We start from the raw sequence: 15,672 nt of genomic DNA, 5'->3' as shown, positions 1-15,672 counted from the left end.
CTATGCAGGTTTCAGCAATGTCGCTCATTCAAGATATTCAAGCCGCAGCCATCTCCCAGACAACGGATGTCCCAACGCTGTTGCGGATGTGTAAGTTGCTTGCAGCTCGCATTTCCCATCCCCTACTCAATGAATGGGTGGACAGAGAACTCAACGGATATCCCGACATTAAGTCACTACCAGACTATCGAGTGGTGCGAGTCGATTCCTATGGATCATTCCACGGTGGGCTCAGGCAGGCCAATCGTCTGCAAATACCGGTGGGGATCCTCCCTGAAAAGCTACAAGAGCAGTTCCGACACGCTCACATGACCTCCAGCATCAGCGGCTATGCCGCATTACTGGTAGGCGATAAAACTGGCAGAGTTACAGAGCAGTGGCCGTTGGAGCTGGCTATTCAATATGCTTCTACGCTCACACCCGGCATGCAGTGCGTGGCCGCGTGGAAAGAAATTCCAATCGGCGCCGTAGTCAGGTTGTTGGACTCCGTCAAAACGCGAATCCTTGACTACGTGATTGATCTAGACCGAGAAGCCCCCAACGCTGGAGAGACCCCGATTGGTAGCCACCCCCCTTTGAGTAACGAAAAGATGACGCAAATATTCAATAACACCATCAACGGCAATGTCGGCAATATTTCTAATTCAGGGGAAAACTTTACGCAAAACGCGTCCACTCAACTTGGCAATTGGGACTCGTTAACAGCGCAATTGACTTCGCTAGGCTTGAAGCCGGCTGATTTTGAAGCAATGCAAGATGATCTCGACCAAGCCAAGGCAACGAACGACGACAAGGAAAAATCAACCAAGGCAAGTTCGTGGATCAGTCGTTTAACCATGAAAGCGTTTGAAGGAGCATCGGGGGTGGGAATAGAGGCAGCCGCTGCGGGCGTCGCAAAGGCAATCGGAGCCTACGTAGGCCTGTCCTGAGTATGATCCGACCTACCTTCTAAATCTCCAGTGAGGCCGCGTAAGCGGCTTCACTTATTCCACCTTCGCCGTTATGACGTTCTTTTGTAACCAGGTCGCCCAGCGCTGAAGCCCTGTTTTCTTTTCATCAAAATAGTCATAGCGGTCATAGTGCTTCGAGGCCACATCACCGAAGGCATGGCCCTGGATACGGTCCTTCAACTCTTTGCTGATTTTTGCCACGCCCATCAATGTTTTGCAGGTGCGCCTGATGTCTCTCAGCGTAAACGGACCGTTGAACTTGTCAGCGTGCCGACCGTAGAGCTTGGTGACAGCGCGTGACAGTGAGTTGGCATGTAGTGCGCTGCCCTCGACTTTGCCTTCAAACGGATAGGCACTGGTCGAACTAATTTCGTCCATCGCCTTCAGGCTCGCGCGCATCAGCTTGTTATAGGGCACGACATGCAGGGACCGCTCGCCCTCGGCGCCTTTTCCTTTCTTATTACGGATGATCAGGTGGTCTTTGAGGTATTGCCGGCGTTCAGTCGCCAGCAGCTGCTCGGGGCGCTGGCCACCGGAGGCAATCAGGAACTTGATCAGCTCCGCAGTGACCACACTCAGTTGCTCGGGCAACAACTGCCACAGGCGGGCCAGCTCTTCGGTCGACAACGCCCGATCACCAGGTTGCTCCCAATCAGCCTGCACTGGAACGCTGGCCACCGGATTACTCTTGAGCCCGAACTTCAGATCCGTTTTCTGATAACTACGGGGGTTGAACTCCTGCTCCAGGCCCATCTGGAAGGCAGCATGCAACTGCGAGCGGACCCGGTTGCAGTAGGTGGTCACACCGTTGCCGATCATCTTGGTGATGATGTCGCGGATCTCGCCTGGCCCGATCAGAGACACTGGCCGCTTGACCAGGTCAGGGAACGAATCAGACACGTAATGCTTGAGTGACCACTTCACATCATCAGCAGAGGCTGCCCCCTCCCCTGCCAGCTTGGCTGTATAAGCGTCCAGCAGGTTCTGGAAGGTGCCGGCCGACACCGCAATTTCCTTCTCTACACGGCACAGATCACGAGCAGCAGATAAGCCGAGTGTCGGCCAGGTGCCGAGTTTGCTTTTTGGCTTCGATCCATTCACCCGCCGTTGGAAATAGAACTCTTTTGTGCCATTCGGACGGACCCTCAGTATCAATACGCCCTCGCCTCTGGCGCTACGGCCATCCGAGACTGTGTATTCCTTCTCCGCAGGCTTCATTGCCTTGATTTGTTTCTCTGTGAGCATTTGGGGGCCGTTACTGGGGGCCGTTGGCCTGAAATAAGGGGTTTGCCGATGAAACAGCATGAAATGACCGACTCTACGCAAAGCCCCGTTCCTGCGGGCTCTGCGGGGCGTAAGCATACATCCCGTGTCTGTATGAAACACTATCCGCCCAAGCTTCCCAAGCTGATAACGAGGGTTCGATTCCCTTCACCCGCTCCAATCAATTTCAGTCTCGCGTCAGGATGTTTTTGACGAGAGAGGCAGCAACACAAAAAACCGGTCCTCAGTGGCCGGTTTTTTTGTGCCCGGGTTTTATTGCGACCGTCGGGACCACGCGGATATAGTGCCCCACGCTTCAAGGATCGCGCGTGACGGCGCCAGCCCCCCAATAAATAAAAGAGCGCCCGATGAGTCATCGCAAAAACCTGGAAATCGAATACCTGCGCGCGGCGGCCATCGTCATGACCCTCGCCACCCATCTTCAAGTCCTGCTGCCGTTTCATCATGAACTCTTCGGCAAGGTGCTCAACATCTTCTCGCCACTGTCCGGTGTCGACCTGTTTTTCTGCATCTCGGGGTTTGTGGTCAGCAAGGCTTATCTCGACTACTTCGACACGTACAAAGCCCAGGGCCAGTTCGGCATTGCCGCGTTTTCATTCTGGCTTCGCCGGGCTTATCGACTGTTGCCGACGGCATGGTTGTGGGTCTTGATCCCGTTGGCGTTTTCGATCTTCTTCAATCAGTCCAATGCCTTTGATTCCTGGTTCAACAACCTTCGCAGCTTCACCGCTGTCGCGACGTTCAGCGGTAACCTGGCCAACCAGTACGGGTTGCTGCTGGGGCCGAATTCGGTCTACTGGAGCCTGGCACTGGAAGAGCAGTTCTACTTCATCTTCCCGTTGTTCCTGCTGCTGATCACCTCGACTCGCTGGCGGGTGATTGTGCTGCTGTTATTGATTGCCGTGCAGTTCGGCCTTGATCGCAACATGTTTGCCCCGCCTCCCGGCGGGATGCTGTACTCATTGCGCCTTGACGCCATGATGTGGGGGATTGTGTTATGCCTGTTTACCCGTACCAGCGTGTATAAACAGATTGAACCGGTGTCTCTGGGAACGAGTGGCCTCAAGCGTCTGGGCGTCACGTTGTTCCTGCTGTACATGCTGGGCGCCATCGCGGCGCAGATGATCGCCACCCCCATCGCCTTCGGGCTGATCGCGCTGGTCTCGCTGCTGATCGTGTGGCTTGCCAGCTATCAGAAAGGCTACATTTTCTCGCCACCGCTACTGTCAGGGCCGTTGTTATGGTTGGGCTCACGATCCTATGCGCTGTATGTCATCCACTTGTTTGCCTATCACCTGAGTACGGAGATATGGACGCGGGTTGCCGCTGAACAAGGAACGACACTGGGCCGCGAATACACGCTCGAGCTGCTGTTGACGTCGGCGCTGATCATGCTTGTTTGCGCCGAACTGAATTACCGCTACGTTGAGCAGCCCTTGCGCCGTCGCGGTGCAGAGATTGCCCGGCGCAAGCTTGCGATGCTGGAACCGGGCAGTGTTGAAGAGCCAGCGCGCGAACCAGCAGTTGCAACTATTTCGGCAGTGGCGAAGGAATAATCAACCTTGAGGGGTTGCCAATCAAACCGGTCCAATGACCGGTTTTTTTGTGCCCCGAAAAACCTCGAAATACAGAAAACAAGCTCATCGGGAGACGCTGACCACCCCGCTCCGTACTCGCCTCTAGACTGGGTTCACGCCGATACGGCAAGCCACTCGGTGGTTATAGTGTTGATTACGTTTTTTCAGTAGGTATAGTAACCACCTACGCACACCACATGGAGGTGATGTGAATAGGCGATTCTTGATTAGCCAAATCGTGGCAGACGGTTGGTATCTGGTGCGGATCAGGGGTAGCCATCATCACTTCAAGCATCCGACCAAGCCAGGCCTGGTGACCGTCCCCCACCCGAAAAAGGATCTACTCAGGAAAACGGCCATCAGTATTCTGCAGCGGGCATTGCTCTGACAGCCCCGCTGTACGGCGTCCGCGGAGGACAAATAACATGCTTTACCCGATAGCGATTTCAACAGGCGACAACGAACACGCGTGGGGCGTGGAAGTACCGGACATTCCAGGTTGCTTCTCTGCCGGTGACGACCTCGACGATGCCATGGCCATGGCGCGCGAAGCCATCGAAGGTCATTTCGAGATACTGGCCGAGGACGGCGCACCGATTCCGCCAGCCAGTAAAGTCACCCTGCATGCGGCCAATCCGCGATACGCGGGCTGTACCTGGGCCTTGGTGGACATTGATGTGACCAAATACCTGGGCAAAGCGCAGAAGTTGAACATCACCTTGCCGGGTTACCTGCTGACTCGGATCGACGAATATGTGCTGCATCATCCAGAAGAAAAAAGTCGATCCGGTTTCCTGGCCTCGGCGGCGCTGAAGGTGTTGCAGCAGACCTGATTCCGCACGGAAAGAAAGCGTATCAACTGCAAACGAATTGATTGGAGCCACTCGCTCATGACCCAAAATATCTACGACGACCCCGAGTTCTTTCAGGGTTATGCCCAAATGGGCCGCTCAATTGGCGGCCTGGATGCGGCACCTGAATGGCCCGCGCTTCGTTCCATGTTGCCGCCCATGAACGGGCTCAAGGTGGTGGACCTCGGCTGCGGTTATGGCTGGTTCAGCCGCTGGGCCGCCGAGCAAGGCGCCGACAACGTGTTGGGCCTGGATGTGTCGGAAAAGATGCTGGAGCAAGCCCGCAACACGACATCCGCGTCCAGCATCCGCTACGAACGCGCCGACCTGGAACACCTCGACCTGCCAGCCGCCAGTTTCGACCTGGCCTACAGCTCGCTGGCCTTGCATTACATCAAGGACCTGCCGGGGCTTTTCAGCAATATCCACGCGGCCCTCAAACCCGGTTCCCGCTTCGTGTTCTCCATCGAACATCCGATCTTCATGGCCCCACGTAATCCGGGATGGCTGATCGATGGCGAAGGCCGCAAGCGCTGGCCGCTGGACAGCTACCAGCACGAAGGCGAGCGAGTCACCCACTGGCTTGCCGAAGGCGTGATCAAGCAGCACCGCACCGTCGGCACGCTACTCAATACTTTGCTTGGCGCGGGATTCAGCATTCAGCACGTCAATGAATGGGGACCGAGTGACGAGGAGGTCGCAGCACAGCCCGCACTGGCTGAAGAGCGCGAACGGCCCATGATGATGCTGGTGGGGGTGATGCGCTGAATGTTGCGAGGCTCATGAATATATGAGCCTCGCGGTACAGGACTTTATCGGGTGGCTACGATGAACAGGCGTGGAAACGGCAGCAATACCGAGCCATCTTCAAGCGTCGGATAAGCCTGCTCGACAGCCGCCAGATACTGCTTGAGGAACTGCACCTTCTCAGTCTCATCCAGCGGTTCGAGAAACGGCCGCAAACCGCTGCCCTTGAACCATTCCACCACGCCCGAGGCACCCTCCGCGAGCGGGTGATGATAGGTCGTGCGCCACACATCGACTCGCGCGCAGTGCGGGCGCAGGATCGAATAATAGGTGCTGGCATCTGCCATGTCGGTTCGTTGCCCGGCAGCGCCGGCCAATTTATCGGCCCATGGCCCATCAGCGGCCACTTCGCGCATCAAACGGTGGGACGGCTCGTTGAGGTTATCGGGCATCTGAATCGCCAGGCTGCCACCGGGAGCAAGCCTGGCCGCCAGTGACGGCAGCAATCGGGCGTGATCCGGCAGCCATTGCAACACGGCATTGGCGAAAATCACGTCGAAGGGGCCCTGATCGCTCCAGGTGGCGATATCAACCGTGTCGAAATGCACCAGCGGCAAGCGCTTGCGGGCAGAATCGAGCATGTCGGTGGAACTGTCCAGCCCCTGCACCCTGGCGTTTGGGAAGCGCTCCACCAGCAATTCGGTGGAGTTGCCGGGACCACAACCAATGTCGACCGCCGAGCGTGCATCCATGGTCGGGATGGCCGCGAGTAAATCACGGGCCGGGCGAGTGCGTTCATCTTCAAAAGCGACGTATTGCTTGGCGGACCAACTCATTGCGTTCTCCTGTCGAAGCGTCGTCAGGACTTGGGCTGACAACCGGTGCACCAAGATACATCGCCCGGAGTGCCAGCCCAATTCGACTTATGGAGACGGCCGTCAGTTTGCCCAACCGCCACCTTGCCAATGCCAGCCATCGCCACGCTGCTCCCAATGGGGATGCACGTACCGATAACCGGGCCGCTCTGCCACCCAGTGACCGTGAACGGCCACATAACGCCCGCCTTCCCAGCGCCAATAACCTCGGGACCAGACGTAACCCGCGCGCCCTGCCGGCTCGACCTCGATCACCCGCTCCGGCGGTGCCTGCGGCGCGATGACTTCAACGTATTCGCGCTGCACCGGGCGCCGATCGTGAACGACCCGCTCCTCGACGCAGCCCGAAGCTGCCACCACCAGCGCCAATAACGCCATATAACGTAACAACATGCTGCCTCCTCAGGCTTGACCGCCAAATTGAGTAAACCAGCAAAAAAATGCCCCCTGTTACCACCATGCTCCTGCCTGGCTCACAGACCTTGTAACAGGTTCTGTCTGTCGCTTACCTGAACTCGGGGCACAAATTGCATCGCGATCAGGGTCCGTTTTTTATCGCCAAATGGTCGTTACTCATAACAAAACCGACCGTTCGTCGAGCCATAGACCAGGCATTTTGAAAAAAAGCAGTTAACAATGGCAGCAAACCGACACTGACCGCCGACAATGGAAAAACCTTCCATTTGCGCGGCAGGACCGTCAGCCTGATCACCGAGCACAGCATAAATACCTGTAAATTTGTAAAAAGAAATTTCAGCAAACCGTTGCTGTCTGAACATTCAGGCGCATCCCTTATAAGGAAAACGGTAATGAAATTCTCGAAAATCTCCCAGACTCTCTCCATGTGGGCAGGCAGTCCAAAGACGTTCATGGTGGCGGTGGCGTTGATCATCATTTGGGCGATGACAGGGCCGGCATTTCATTACAACGATACCTGGCAGCTGATCATCAACACGTCGACGACGATCATTACCTTCCTCATGGTGTTCCTGATTCAGAACACGCAAAACCGCGACAACGACATTCTGCATTTGAAAATTGACGAGCTGTTACGGGCCACCACCGACGCGCAGAACGCCATGCTGGGCCTGGACGGCAAGAGTCTCAAAGAGTTAGAGGCGCTGAGAAAGCAGTACCGCTCGATAGGTGAAAACGAAACGCTGAATCTTGACGAAGCGGCCGCGGGCGACAAGCAAAAGCCTGATTTCAATCATTGCTGAAGGGCAGTTCGCGAGTGGCGTCAGCCACTCGCGACATTTCTAGCGGCTGGCCTGCAACGCCCTGGCCATTTGCAGATGTTTTTGCAACTTCGGCAGGGTCTCTTCGGCGAAGGCTTTGATTTCAGGCACGTCGGTGGTCTGGGCTTCCTGCTCAAGCTGCGCGATGGCCTCTTGCGTGGTTTGCACCTGGCTGGCGGCATACGCCTGATCGAAGGTTGTGCCCTCCTTCACTTTTGGCATCAAGGTGTTGGCCTTGTCGACCACTTCTTCCCGGGGGGCGACCGGCAAGTCCAGTTGCTTGGCGATTTTCGCCAGGTGCTGATTGGCCGTGGTGCGGTCATTGATCACCACAATGGTGTAATCCTTGACCTCTTTGGAGTCGGTTTTCTGATGGGCCAGCCGGCTGGCCTCGATATCGGCCATGCCCTTGGCCGAGGCGTCGTTGATGAATTCGGCGGGGGACTGGGCAAAGGCACTGCCGGCACACAGGCCCAGCAGCGTGATAAAACTGGCGTTACGTAATCGGGTGGCCATCCGGTTCATGGTCGCGCCCTCCTCAAGAAGAAATTCAAACGGGGGCTTTCGCCCCCGTCTCTTAATCAAAACAACCTTCAACAACTACCGAGATTTCTGACCACCTTTGCGGCCCATGTCGGTTTTCGCAGGGTCTTTATCGACAGTCGTGGTGGTGGTTTTCCCACCCTTGCGACCGGCTTCAGACGCCTTCGTTCGATCGTTGGCGAAGTTTCCCGAGTTCGAGTTTCTTGAAGTAGGCATGATTCTCTTCCTCTTGGTATTGATCGTGGCGAGCAACAGCCCGCATAGGTTCTGAATTCCACTTGCCCCAAAGGTTTAGAAAAACTACCTGTGCCGCGACGAACGGTTCAGCCGTTCAAGCCTTGCCGTTCACCAGTCCCGGCAGCGCATGCAGCAGCGCGTTGACGGCGAAACCGATGAACATTACCCCGCACAGGCGGGTGATCAACAGTTCATGACGCTGATACACGGCGCGCACCTGACGCGCGCCGACGATGCCGATCAGAATGACGTAGGCCAGCAGGCCGCCGACGAAACTCAGGGCAATCAGCCAGGGCAGCATCGACCAATGGAGCAACTCGGCGCGACTGGACAGCAGCGCGGTAAACGTCGCCACCGCCACCGGATAGGCCTTCGGATTGGTCAGGCCAAACACGATGCCGTGCCAGAACGGCTGCCGAACCGGCCCTTGGCTCGCCTCGCCACCGCAGCCACGACGAGCCCGCACCGCACGCAGCCCCAGCCAGAACAGGTAAAGCCCGCTCAGCACGCCCAACACGTCAAACGCGGTGCTGCCGATTTCCCGGGCGCCGACAATTGCGATCAACGCCGTACTGCACCAGATCACGTCACCCAGCAAATGCCCGCACAGAAACCCCGCCCCCGCTCGCCGCCCGCGGGCCGCGCCAATCCCGAACACCGCCAGCACGCCCGGCCCCGGCGTGATGCCATAAATGAAGCCGGAGGCGAGTACGGCCATTAGCAGCGATGGGGTCATGGGGGCTCCTGTTGGTGCGTTTTCATCAGTGGTCGCCAGTCTATCCCGGCAGTCCAGCAGTCGAATCACGGTTGATCGAAGAACTTCATGCCCACATAGGGCCGCTGCCGGCACGCCGCCAATCGCGATGCCAGATCACCGACATGGGCTTCGAGCTTATGGCTATCGGGGTCGAGAAAATAGAACGACGCACCTTCGCTGCGGTTATCACGCCACTCCCGTACCCCAGCCGCCCGCATGCGTTCGACAAACAACGGGAAGTCGGCAGCGCTGATGCTGAACGCGTAATGGGTGTAGTCGGCGCCAGGTTCGGACTCGCGCAACGGATCGAGAGAGAGGCACAACCAGAGGCCCGGCAGCGAGAGATAGGCGCCGCCGTCCCAGCTTGCGTCGAGGCGCAATTGCAGCAGCGCCTGGTAGAACGCCACGCTGCGGTTCAGGTCGGTGACGGCGAGGGTGAGGTGGTTGAGGCTGGTTAGCATGATCTCAGTAGCCTTTGAACCCTTGCGGCAACACGTAGGTGCTGCCGTCATATCGAAGCGTCGTCAGTACCGGTTTGGCGGTGGTGGAACTGGATTCACACGCGTCCCCTTCGCCCTTCCCGACTTCGCTGGTCGTCACCGTCTTGACGATCAAATCGGCGTATCCATGTGAACTGGTTTTGCCGATTTCGAGGGTTCGGGTGTGTTGGTATAGCTCACCTGCGCAAGTACCGTCCCATTCACCCCCGTACTCATACGTGATGAGCTTATCCAGGACCGGCCGTAACGTGTCGCCCTCTCTCACATAAAGCGAGAGCAGCTTTTCATTCACCGGATTGACCCGTGACGAGCCATTGAACGTGGCGCGCACACCAAAGGCGCGCAAGTCCGGCGTGAGCTGGTAACGGGCGGTATCGATTTGCAGGTCTTCAAACTCAATGGCGTCCGATTCAAAAGCGGATGCCTTGTGATACATCGCCAACGGTTTCGATTCGCCGGCCGAGAAAACGGCGAGATCAAGATCATATTTACCCTCAGGGCCGTAATCGCTTGCCGAAGGCCCCGACTCGAACTGCGACAATGCGGTAATCGCAAGCCCCGGGTAAGCCGGCCAGTCCTTGCAGACCGAATAACCGAAATCCCCCGCCAGAAACGGCTTCTCACACGCCGCGAACACTGGTGTCGTCATCACCACCGCACACAACGCCGCACAACTCATCAATCCAGACTTCAATGTCATTCCCTGTTCCTTGTGTATTTGAAACCCAGACGATTTCAGGCGCGCACTATCCCCTCCTCAATCCGCCCCATCAACCACTTCAACGCCTGATCCCCACCCCGACGCTTGTGCCACGCCAATACAAAACTGAACGACGGAATCTCGAACGGTGGCGGGACGACGGTCAGCGATGCCTGATCGATATTACGCAAACCACGAGCGGCGACCGTAAGAATCAGATCGGTGCCGCTGATAACACCCGGGGCGACGCTCCAGTGCGGCAGGCTGATCGCCACATGACGACGTTCGCGGATGCCGGTCAGCGCACGTTCGATTTCCGGGGTGCCGCTGCCGCGCATTTCCAGCAGCACGTGGGGGCGGGCCAGGTACGTGGCAAGGTCAAGCGTGCCGTCCCCGGGCAGACTATGACGATCAACCAGGCAGACGTAGTGCTCTTCGAACAGCGGAACGCTGTGCACCTCGTTGGGCAACTCCGGGAACACGCCAGCCGCCACGTCGATGTCGCCATTGAGTACGCCGTCGAGCATGCCCTCGCGGCTGGCGTGACTGATTTGCAGATCGATGCCCGGCGCCTCACGGCGCAGCTTGCGGATCAGCCCGGGCAGGATGATGGCGGCACCGTAGTCGGACATTGCCAGACGAAACGTGCGCTTGGCGGCGGCGGGGTCAAATGCATCCGGTACCAGCAACGACTGCACCTGGGCCAGGGCTTCAGCCAGTGGCGCCATCAGTTCCAAAGCTCGCGCAGTGGCAACGAGATGGGCGCCAGCGCGCACCAGCAAAGGGTCGCCGAGCAAATCCCGCAGTCGCGCCAGGGCATGACTGACCGCTGGCTGGCTCAGGTGCAGTCGTTCGGCGGCGCGGGTCACATGTTGCTCGCTGAGCAAGGCATCAAGAATCACCAACAGATTGAGGTCGACTCGGCGCAGATCATTCATTTGGTGCATGTTCTGAATAGCAAAACGGAATTTAAATCTGCGTGATGAATACTCTAGAGTCCAGCAAAACCTGTTGGAGCGTGATCATGAGCAGTTTGCATTGGGCCGCCCTGTTGGTGCTGGCCGTTATCGCCGGGGCCGTTGTGCCGTTTCAGAGCGTCATCAACGCCAATCTCGGGCGCGGTCTGGGTCATCCGTTGTGGGCGACGCTCGCGTCGTTACTGGTGAGCATATTGGTATTGTTGCCGATTATCCTGGCACTGCGCCTGCCCCTGCCGTCGCTGGCGTTCATCCGCAAGGCGCCACTGTGGATGTGGGCGGGCGGTGCGTTTGGCGTGTGCTTTATTTCGCTGGCGCTGATGTTGCTGCCCAAGCTCGGCGCTAGCGGGTTCATCGCGTTGGCGTTGGCGGGTCAGGTTGCGGCGTCGCTGGTGCTGGATCACTTTGGCTTGTTTGGCCTGATGGAACGGCAGATGACTTTGCCCAGGGTGTTGGGCGCCCTGTTCCTGGTGGCCGGGGTGGTGTTGATTCAGTTCAGCGGGTCGCCAGCCAGGAGTGTGGTAACGGCGAGTTGATGGCGCAGCCGACATGCTGTGCTGAACAGGAGGCCATTTTCGCGAGCAGGCTCGCTCCCACACTGGATGTGTGAACACCGATTTACTGGCTGACACCCTTTCAGGCAGCGTCCTACAAACAACTCTCTAAAAGCCCGCAACACCGTCAGAAACGGCCGATTCAAAGTCCGTGGGAACACTCTGTAAAGTCCGGAAACACAAACATATTGCAACAAACCCACGGATCGCTTCACCCAAGGACTGCCCCACCCATGAATCAAATAACCCACGCCGCCAATACCTTCACCAACTACCGTAAAGTCATCTCGCTGGCCGATCACGATTGGGAAACCGCCGAAGCCGGCAAAATCTCCGGCCTCAACGTCGAGATCAAAAAAGACAACCAGATGCTCGATCAACACGGGAGAATGCTGCATCACTTCTGCACGACGTCTTATCTGGGCCTTGACCGTCATCCGGCACTGATTGACGGTGCCATTTCCGCATTGCTTAAAGTGGGCACCCTGCGTGTTCCCAATTCGAAGAACCGCTGCAAACTGGCGATTCTGGAACAGTATGAAAACGAGCTGTCCGAGCTGTTCGGCACCCCCTGCCTGAGCACCTTGTCATGCAGTGCCGCGAGTGCCGGGGTCCTGCCACTTTTGGCCAGCGGCGTATTCACGGAAAATCGGCCGCCAGTCATGGCGTTCGATCGCATGGCGCACTACTCGATGAATCACCTGAAAGCCGCCTGTGCCGATGAAACCAACGTCGTGACGTGCCCGCACAACGACATGGATTTCCTCGAAACCCTGTGCCAAAGAAACGCCACAGTTGCCTATATCGCCGACAGTGCCTACAGCATGGGCGGGGTCGCAGACATGGACAGTCTGCTGTACCTCAAGGATCGCTACGGCCTGTTTCTCTATCTCGACGACTCCCATGCGTTGTCCGCTGTCGGAGCGTTCGGTGCCGGTCTGGCAAGACCGAGGCTACAAGCACTTGAGGACGACGTGTTGATCGTAGCCTCACTGGCCAAGTCGTTTGGCGCCAGTGGTGGCCTGGTGATGCTGGGCAACGAACGGCAGAAAAAACTCATCACCCGTTACGGCGGCCCCAGCAACTGGTCGCAAAGTTTGAACAGTTGCGCCATCGGTGCCGGCAGGGCCTCGATCAAGTTGCACCGGACCGCAGAATTTGCCGGGTTACAGAAAAAACTTCAGGTTAATATCCGACACTTCGACAGCCTCATACGCACCGAACAACAAGGCAGCAACATGGCCATCCGCCTGATCCGCTGCGGTGACGCCGCACGGGCCAACACTGTGGCTGTCGCGTTGGCCAATCATGGCTTTTTTACCTGCGCGGTGTTTTTCCCGGTGGTGGCACGAGACAAGGCCGCCATCAGAATCACCCTGCGAGCAGACATGACGCCGACGCTGATCAGGGACTTCTGTGACCTGGTCACCGATCTATTGCGCGTCCATGACCGGAACGTCGGCTGCTGAAGTGAACCCAGGGAAGACGCGATGAAGAACAGCACCACCCTCCACATCACCTGCTGCACCGTATTTGTGGCGCAGTTGGGCATGAGCATCTACTTGCCAGCCTTGCCGGACATGGCCCTGTCACTGTCCGCCGATGCCTCGCAAGTGTCCTGGGGGTTGGCTGTGTACCTGATCGGCATAGCGCTGCCGATGCTGTTCTGGGGCAGCCTGGCCCAACGCATCGGGCGCAAACCGGTGTTGTTGGCGGCACTGGTCATTTATGGCCTGAGCAATCTGGCCCTGCCCCTTGGGTCGACGCTCGAAGCGTTCCTTGCCCTGCGACTGCTGCAGGGCATTGGCGCCAGTGGCATTTCGGTGATGGCGCGGGTGCTGATCCGCGACAGTTTTCGCGGCGAGCTGCTGGCCAAGGCGCTGTCATGGCTGTCGGTTTCCTTTGTGATTGCATTGGGGATCGGCCAATACCTGGGCTCGCTGATTCAGGTCGCACTCGGCTGGCCGGCGATCTTTTACCTGCTGGGTGCGGTGAGTCTGACAATGGCGATGATCTTGGCTCGCGTCGCGTTTGCGTTGCGCTCCGAAGACAGGACTCAGGCGTCGGCGTGGCCAAGCTACTGGCGCATCTTGCGTGATCGCGGCTTTGTACTGCCAACCCTCGCCGGCGGCCTCGGTTATGGGGTGATCATCGCGTTCAACACCGCTGCGCCATTGATCCTGCAAGGGCCATTCAACTGGTCGGCAGTGGAATACGGGCTATTGGGCTGGCCCATCAGTGCGGCGTATTTTCTTGGCGCGCTGGGGGTCAATCGGTTTGTATTACGCACCGGCCAACAGTGGCTGATGACCCTCGGTGTGGGGTTGGTGCTCGCTGGCAGCACAAGCATGTTGCTGGCCAGCATGGCCGGGACGTCCATCGCCTTATTGCTGTGGCTGCCCTACTGCGTGGCCGTGTTCGGCCAGTCATTGAATTACCCGATCAGCCTGGCCCTGGCCAACGACGGGGCGCCGGCCAGCGGTGCCTATGCGATGGCCTTGAGCGGTTTCATCCACCAGTTGATGGCCGCCGATATCGGCGGCATCGCCAGCCTGATCGCCACTCATCATGCATGGCCTCTATCACTGTTATGCGTGTTGCTGGCCCTGGGCGCGATGCTCTGTGTGAAGCTCGCGCCGGGCGCCAAGACCGTTTAGAACGCGCTGCGGAAAATCTCCTCGATCTGCCGCTGATCCGCTGCTCGCGGATTGGTCAGGCCACAGGCATCTTTCAAGGCGTTGGTGGCCAGAATCGGGATGTCGGTGAGCTTGGCGCCAAGGTCACGCAAACCGCCGGGAATCTGCACGTCTCTGGCCAGGCTGCGAATCGCCGTAATGGCCGCCTGTGCGCCCTCCTCCGGACTGAACCCGCGAATGTCCGCGCCCATGGCGTGCGCCACGTCGGTGAGGCGACCAGCACACACCAGCGCATTGAAACTCTGCACATGGGGCAGCAAAACCGCGTTGCACACCCCGTGAGGCAAGTCGTAGAAACCGCCCAACTGATGCGCCATGGCGTGCACAAAACCCAGCGACGCATTGTTGAATGCCATGCCCGCCAGGAACTGCGCGTACGCCATGTTTTCCCGGGCAGCCAGGTCAGTGCCATCGCGCACGGCCAAGCGCAGGTTGTTACTGATCAGCGTCATCGCCTTCAGCGCGCAGGCATCGGTGATCGGGTTGGCGGCGGTGGACACATAGGCTTCAATCGCGTGGGTCAGCGCGTCCATGCCGGTGGCGGCCGTCAGGCCCTTGGGCATGGCCACCATCAGCGCCGGGTCATTGACCGACAACAGCGGCGTGACGTTGCGGTCGACGATGGCCATTTTCACGTGCCGGGACTCATCGGTGATGATGCAGAACCGGGTCATTTCACTGGCGGTGCCGGCGGTGGTGTTGATGGCGATCAGCGGCAACTGCGGCTTGTCGGATTGATCTACGCCTTCGTAGTCGCGAATCTGCCCGCCGTTGGTGGCACACAGCGCGATGCCCTTGGCGCAATCGTGGGGCGAACCACCGCCCAGGGACACGATGAAATCGCAATGGCTCTCCTTGAGCAGGCCCAGACCGCTCTCGACATTGGCGATACTCGGGTTCGGTTTGGCGCCGTCGAAAATCACCGAATCGATGTCCTGCATCGCCAGTTTTTCGGCAATCATGCTTGCCACACCGGCCTTGGCCAGCCCGACATCGGTGACGATCATGGCCTTGCGAAAACCGTATTTGCGGATTGCGTCCATCGCCTCGTCCAGGCAACCGATGCCCATGATGTTCACGGCGGGAATAAAAAAGGTGCTGCTCATGGGCAAATCTCCTTGGCGTTGGGCCGGATCGACAGCTCCGATCTGGCGGATACCCGCAGCATCGACCGATCAGTCACCGC

Annotated in this window: 20 protein-coding genes; 9 read left to right on the top strand and 11 right to left on the bottom strand. The window is 58.1% G+C overall.

What is annotated here, in order from left to right:
- Nucleotides 1–17 precede the first annotated feature (17 nt).
- Entirely contained in the window at nucleotides 18–929 is a 912-nt protein-coding gene (locus tag POF45_RS23205; protein ID WP_282316858.1) for an AbiTii domain-containing protein, read from the top strand.
- 54 nt (nucleotides 930–983) lie between these two features.
- On the opposite strand, the gene POF45_RS23200 is transcribed toward POF45_RS23205, so the two are convergent.
- Entirely contained in the window at nucleotides 984–2,195 is a 1,212-nt protein-coding gene (locus POF45_RS23200) for a tyrosine-type recombinase/integrase (protein WP_282316857.1), read from the bottom strand.
- A gap of 386 nt (nucleotides 2,196–2,581) precedes the next feature.
- On the opposite strand from POF45_RS23200, the gene POF45_RS23195 reads away from it, so the two are divergent.
- From POF45_RS23195 to POF45_RS23180, 4 genes are all read left to right on the top strand, one after another.
- Nucleotides 2,582–3,790 carry an acyltransferase family protein gene (locus POF45_RS23195; RefSeq protein WP_259500320.1) on the top strand — a complete coding sequence of 403 codons (1,209 nt, stop codon included), beginning with the start codon at nucleotides 2,582–2,584 and terminating at the stop codon, nucleotides 3,788–3,790.
- 229 nt (nucleotides 3,791–4,019) lie between these two features.
- Nucleotides 4,020–4,199 carry a type II toxin-antitoxin system HicA family toxin gene (locus POF45_RS23190; protein WP_282316856.1) on the top strand — a complete coding sequence of 60 codons (180 nt, stop codon included), beginning with the start codon at nucleotides 4,020–4,022 and terminating at the stop codon, nucleotides 4,197–4,199.
- A 37-nt stretch (nucleotides 4,200–4,236) separates the two neighbouring features.
- A complete protein-coding gene (locus POF45_RS23185) occupies nucleotides 4,237–4,644 on the top strand; it encodes a type II toxin-antitoxin system HicB family antitoxin (protein ID WP_259500318.1) in 408 nt (135 codons plus the stop codon).
- A 57-nt stretch (nucleotides 4,645–4,701) separates the two neighbouring features.
- Nucleotides 4,702–5,430, top strand: coding sequence for a class I SAM-dependent methyltransferase (locus POF45_RS23180; RefSeq protein WP_282316855.1), 729 nt, complete (start codon nucleotides 4,702–4,704; stop codon nucleotides 5,428–5,430).
- 44 nt (nucleotides 5,431–5,474) lie between these two features.
- Here POF45_RS23180 and tam read toward each other — a convergent pair whose 3' ends face one another.
- The 3 genes from tam to POF45_RS23165 all read right to left on the bottom strand — a co-directional run bounded on the left by tam (nucleotide 5,475) and on the right by POF45_RS23165 (nucleotide 7,063).
- Entirely contained in the window at nucleotides 5,475–6,245 is a 771-nt protein-coding gene (gene tam, locus POF45_RS23175; RefSeq protein WP_282316854.1) for a trans-aconitate 2-methyltransferase, read from the bottom strand.
- A 102-nt stretch (nucleotides 6,246–6,347) separates the two neighbouring features.
- Nucleotides 6,348–6,677 carry a YXWGXW repeat-containing protein gene (locus POF45_RS23170; RefSeq protein WP_259500312.1) on the bottom strand — a complete coding sequence of 110 codons (330 nt, stop codon included), beginning with the start codon at nucleotides 6,675–6,677 and terminating at the stop codon, nucleotides 6,348–6,350.
- Nucleotides 6,678–6,853: 176 nt separating this feature from the next.
- Nucleotides 6,854–7,063, bottom strand: a complete 210-nt coding sequence (locus tag POF45_RS23165) for a hypothetical protein (protein WP_282316853.1) — start codon at nucleotides 7,061–7,063, stop codon at nucleotides 6,854–6,856.
- 30 nt (nucleotides 7,064–7,093) lie between these two features.
- On the opposite strand from POF45_RS23165, the gene POF45_RS23160 reads away from it, so the two are divergent.
- The gene (locus POF45_RS23160) at nucleotides 7,094–7,504 is read left to right on the top strand and encodes a low affinity iron permease family protein (RefSeq protein ID WP_282316852.1); all 411 of its coding nucleotides are present in this window, start codon (nucleotides 7,094–7,096) and stop codon (nucleotides 7,502–7,504) included.
- A 39-nt stretch (nucleotides 7,505–7,543) separates the two neighbouring features.
- Here POF45_RS23160 and POF45_RS23155 read toward each other — a convergent pair whose 3' ends face one another.
- The 6 genes from POF45_RS23155 to POF45_RS23130 all read right to left on the bottom strand — a co-directional run bounded on the left by POF45_RS23155 (nucleotide 7,544) and on the right by POF45_RS23130 (nucleotide 11,206).
- On the bottom strand, nucleotides 7,544–8,047 hold the full coding sequence (locus POF45_RS23155) for a DUF4142 domain-containing protein (RefSeq protein WP_259500301.1): 504 nt from the start codon (nucleotides 8,045–8,047) through the stop codon (nucleotides 7,544–7,546).
- A gap of 75 nt (nucleotides 8,048–8,122) precedes the next feature.
- On the bottom strand, nucleotides 8,123–8,281 hold the full coding sequence (locus POF45_RS23150) for a KGG domain-containing protein (RefSeq protein WP_259500299.1): 159 nt from the start codon (nucleotides 8,279–8,281) through the stop codon (nucleotides 8,123–8,125).
- A gap of 115 nt (nucleotides 8,282–8,396) precedes the next feature.
- A complete protein-coding gene (locus POF45_RS23145) occupies nucleotides 8,397–9,038 on the bottom strand; it encodes a LysE family translocator (RefSeq protein ID WP_259500296.1) in 642 nt (213 codons plus the stop codon).
- A 65-nt stretch (nucleotides 9,039–9,103) separates the two neighbouring features.
- A complete protein-coding gene (fos, locus tag POF45_RS23140) occupies nucleotides 9,104–9,520 on the bottom strand; it encodes a fosfomycin resistance glutathione transferase (RefSeq protein ID WP_259500294.1) in 417 nt (138 codons plus the stop codon).
- 4 nt (nucleotides 9,521–9,524) lie between these two features.
- Entirely contained in the window at nucleotides 9,525–10,259 is a 735-nt protein-coding gene (locus POF45_RS23135; RefSeq protein WP_282316851.1) for a PA3715 family protein, read from the bottom strand.
- Nucleotides 10,260–10,294: 35 nt separating this feature from the next.
- Complete coding sequence (locus POF45_RS23130; protein ID WP_282316850.1) at nucleotides 10,295–11,206, bottom strand: LysR family transcriptional regulator; 912 nt, start codon at nucleotides 11,204–11,206, stop codon at nucleotides 10,295–10,297.
- 77 nt (nucleotides 11,207–11,283) lie between these two features.
- On the opposite strand from POF45_RS23130, the gene POF45_RS23125 reads away from it, so the two are divergent.
- From POF45_RS23125 to POF45_RS23115, 3 genes are all read left to right on the top strand, one after another.
- The gene (locus POF45_RS23125) at nucleotides 11,284–11,772 is read left to right on the top strand and encodes a DMT family transporter (protein WP_282316849.1); all 489 of its coding nucleotides are present in this window, start codon (nucleotides 11,284–11,286) and stop codon (nucleotides 11,770–11,772) included.
- Between the two features lie 251 nt (nucleotides 11,773–12,023).
- Nucleotides 12,024–13,259, top strand: a complete 1,236-nt coding sequence (locus tag POF45_RS23120; protein ID WP_282316848.1) for an aminotransferase class I/II-fold pyridoxal phosphate-dependent enzyme — start codon at nucleotides 12,024–12,026, stop codon at nucleotides 13,257–13,259.
- A 21-nt stretch (nucleotides 13,260–13,280) separates the two neighbouring features.
- Nucleotides 13,281–14,447 (top strand): MFS transporter, encoded by a 1,167-nt coding sequence (locus POF45_RS23115; protein WP_282316847.1) that lies wholly within the window; start codon nucleotides 13,281–13,283, stop codon nucleotides 14,445–14,447.
- On the opposite strand, the gene yiaY is transcribed toward POF45_RS23115, so the two are convergent.
- Nucleotides 14,444–15,592 carry an L-threonine dehydrogenase gene (gene yiaY, locus POF45_RS23110; RefSeq protein ID WP_259500283.1) on the bottom strand — a complete coding sequence of 383 codons (1,149 nt, stop codon included), beginning with the start codon at nucleotides 15,590–15,592 and terminating at the stop codon, nucleotides 14,444–14,446. The genes POF45_RS23115 and yiaY overlap by 4 nt on opposite strands.
- Nucleotides 15,593–15,672 lie beyond the last annotated feature (80 nt).

The sequence above is a fragment of the Pseudomonas fungipugnans genome (assembly GCF_029955235.1).
Taxonomy (GTDB): domain Bacteria; phylum Pseudomonadota; class Gammaproteobacteria; order Pseudomonadales; family Pseudomonadaceae; genus Aquipseudomonas; species Aquipseudomonas fungipugnans.
Note: the sequence above shows the minus strand (reverse complement) of the source record. Positions and strands in the feature narration are given on the sequence as shown.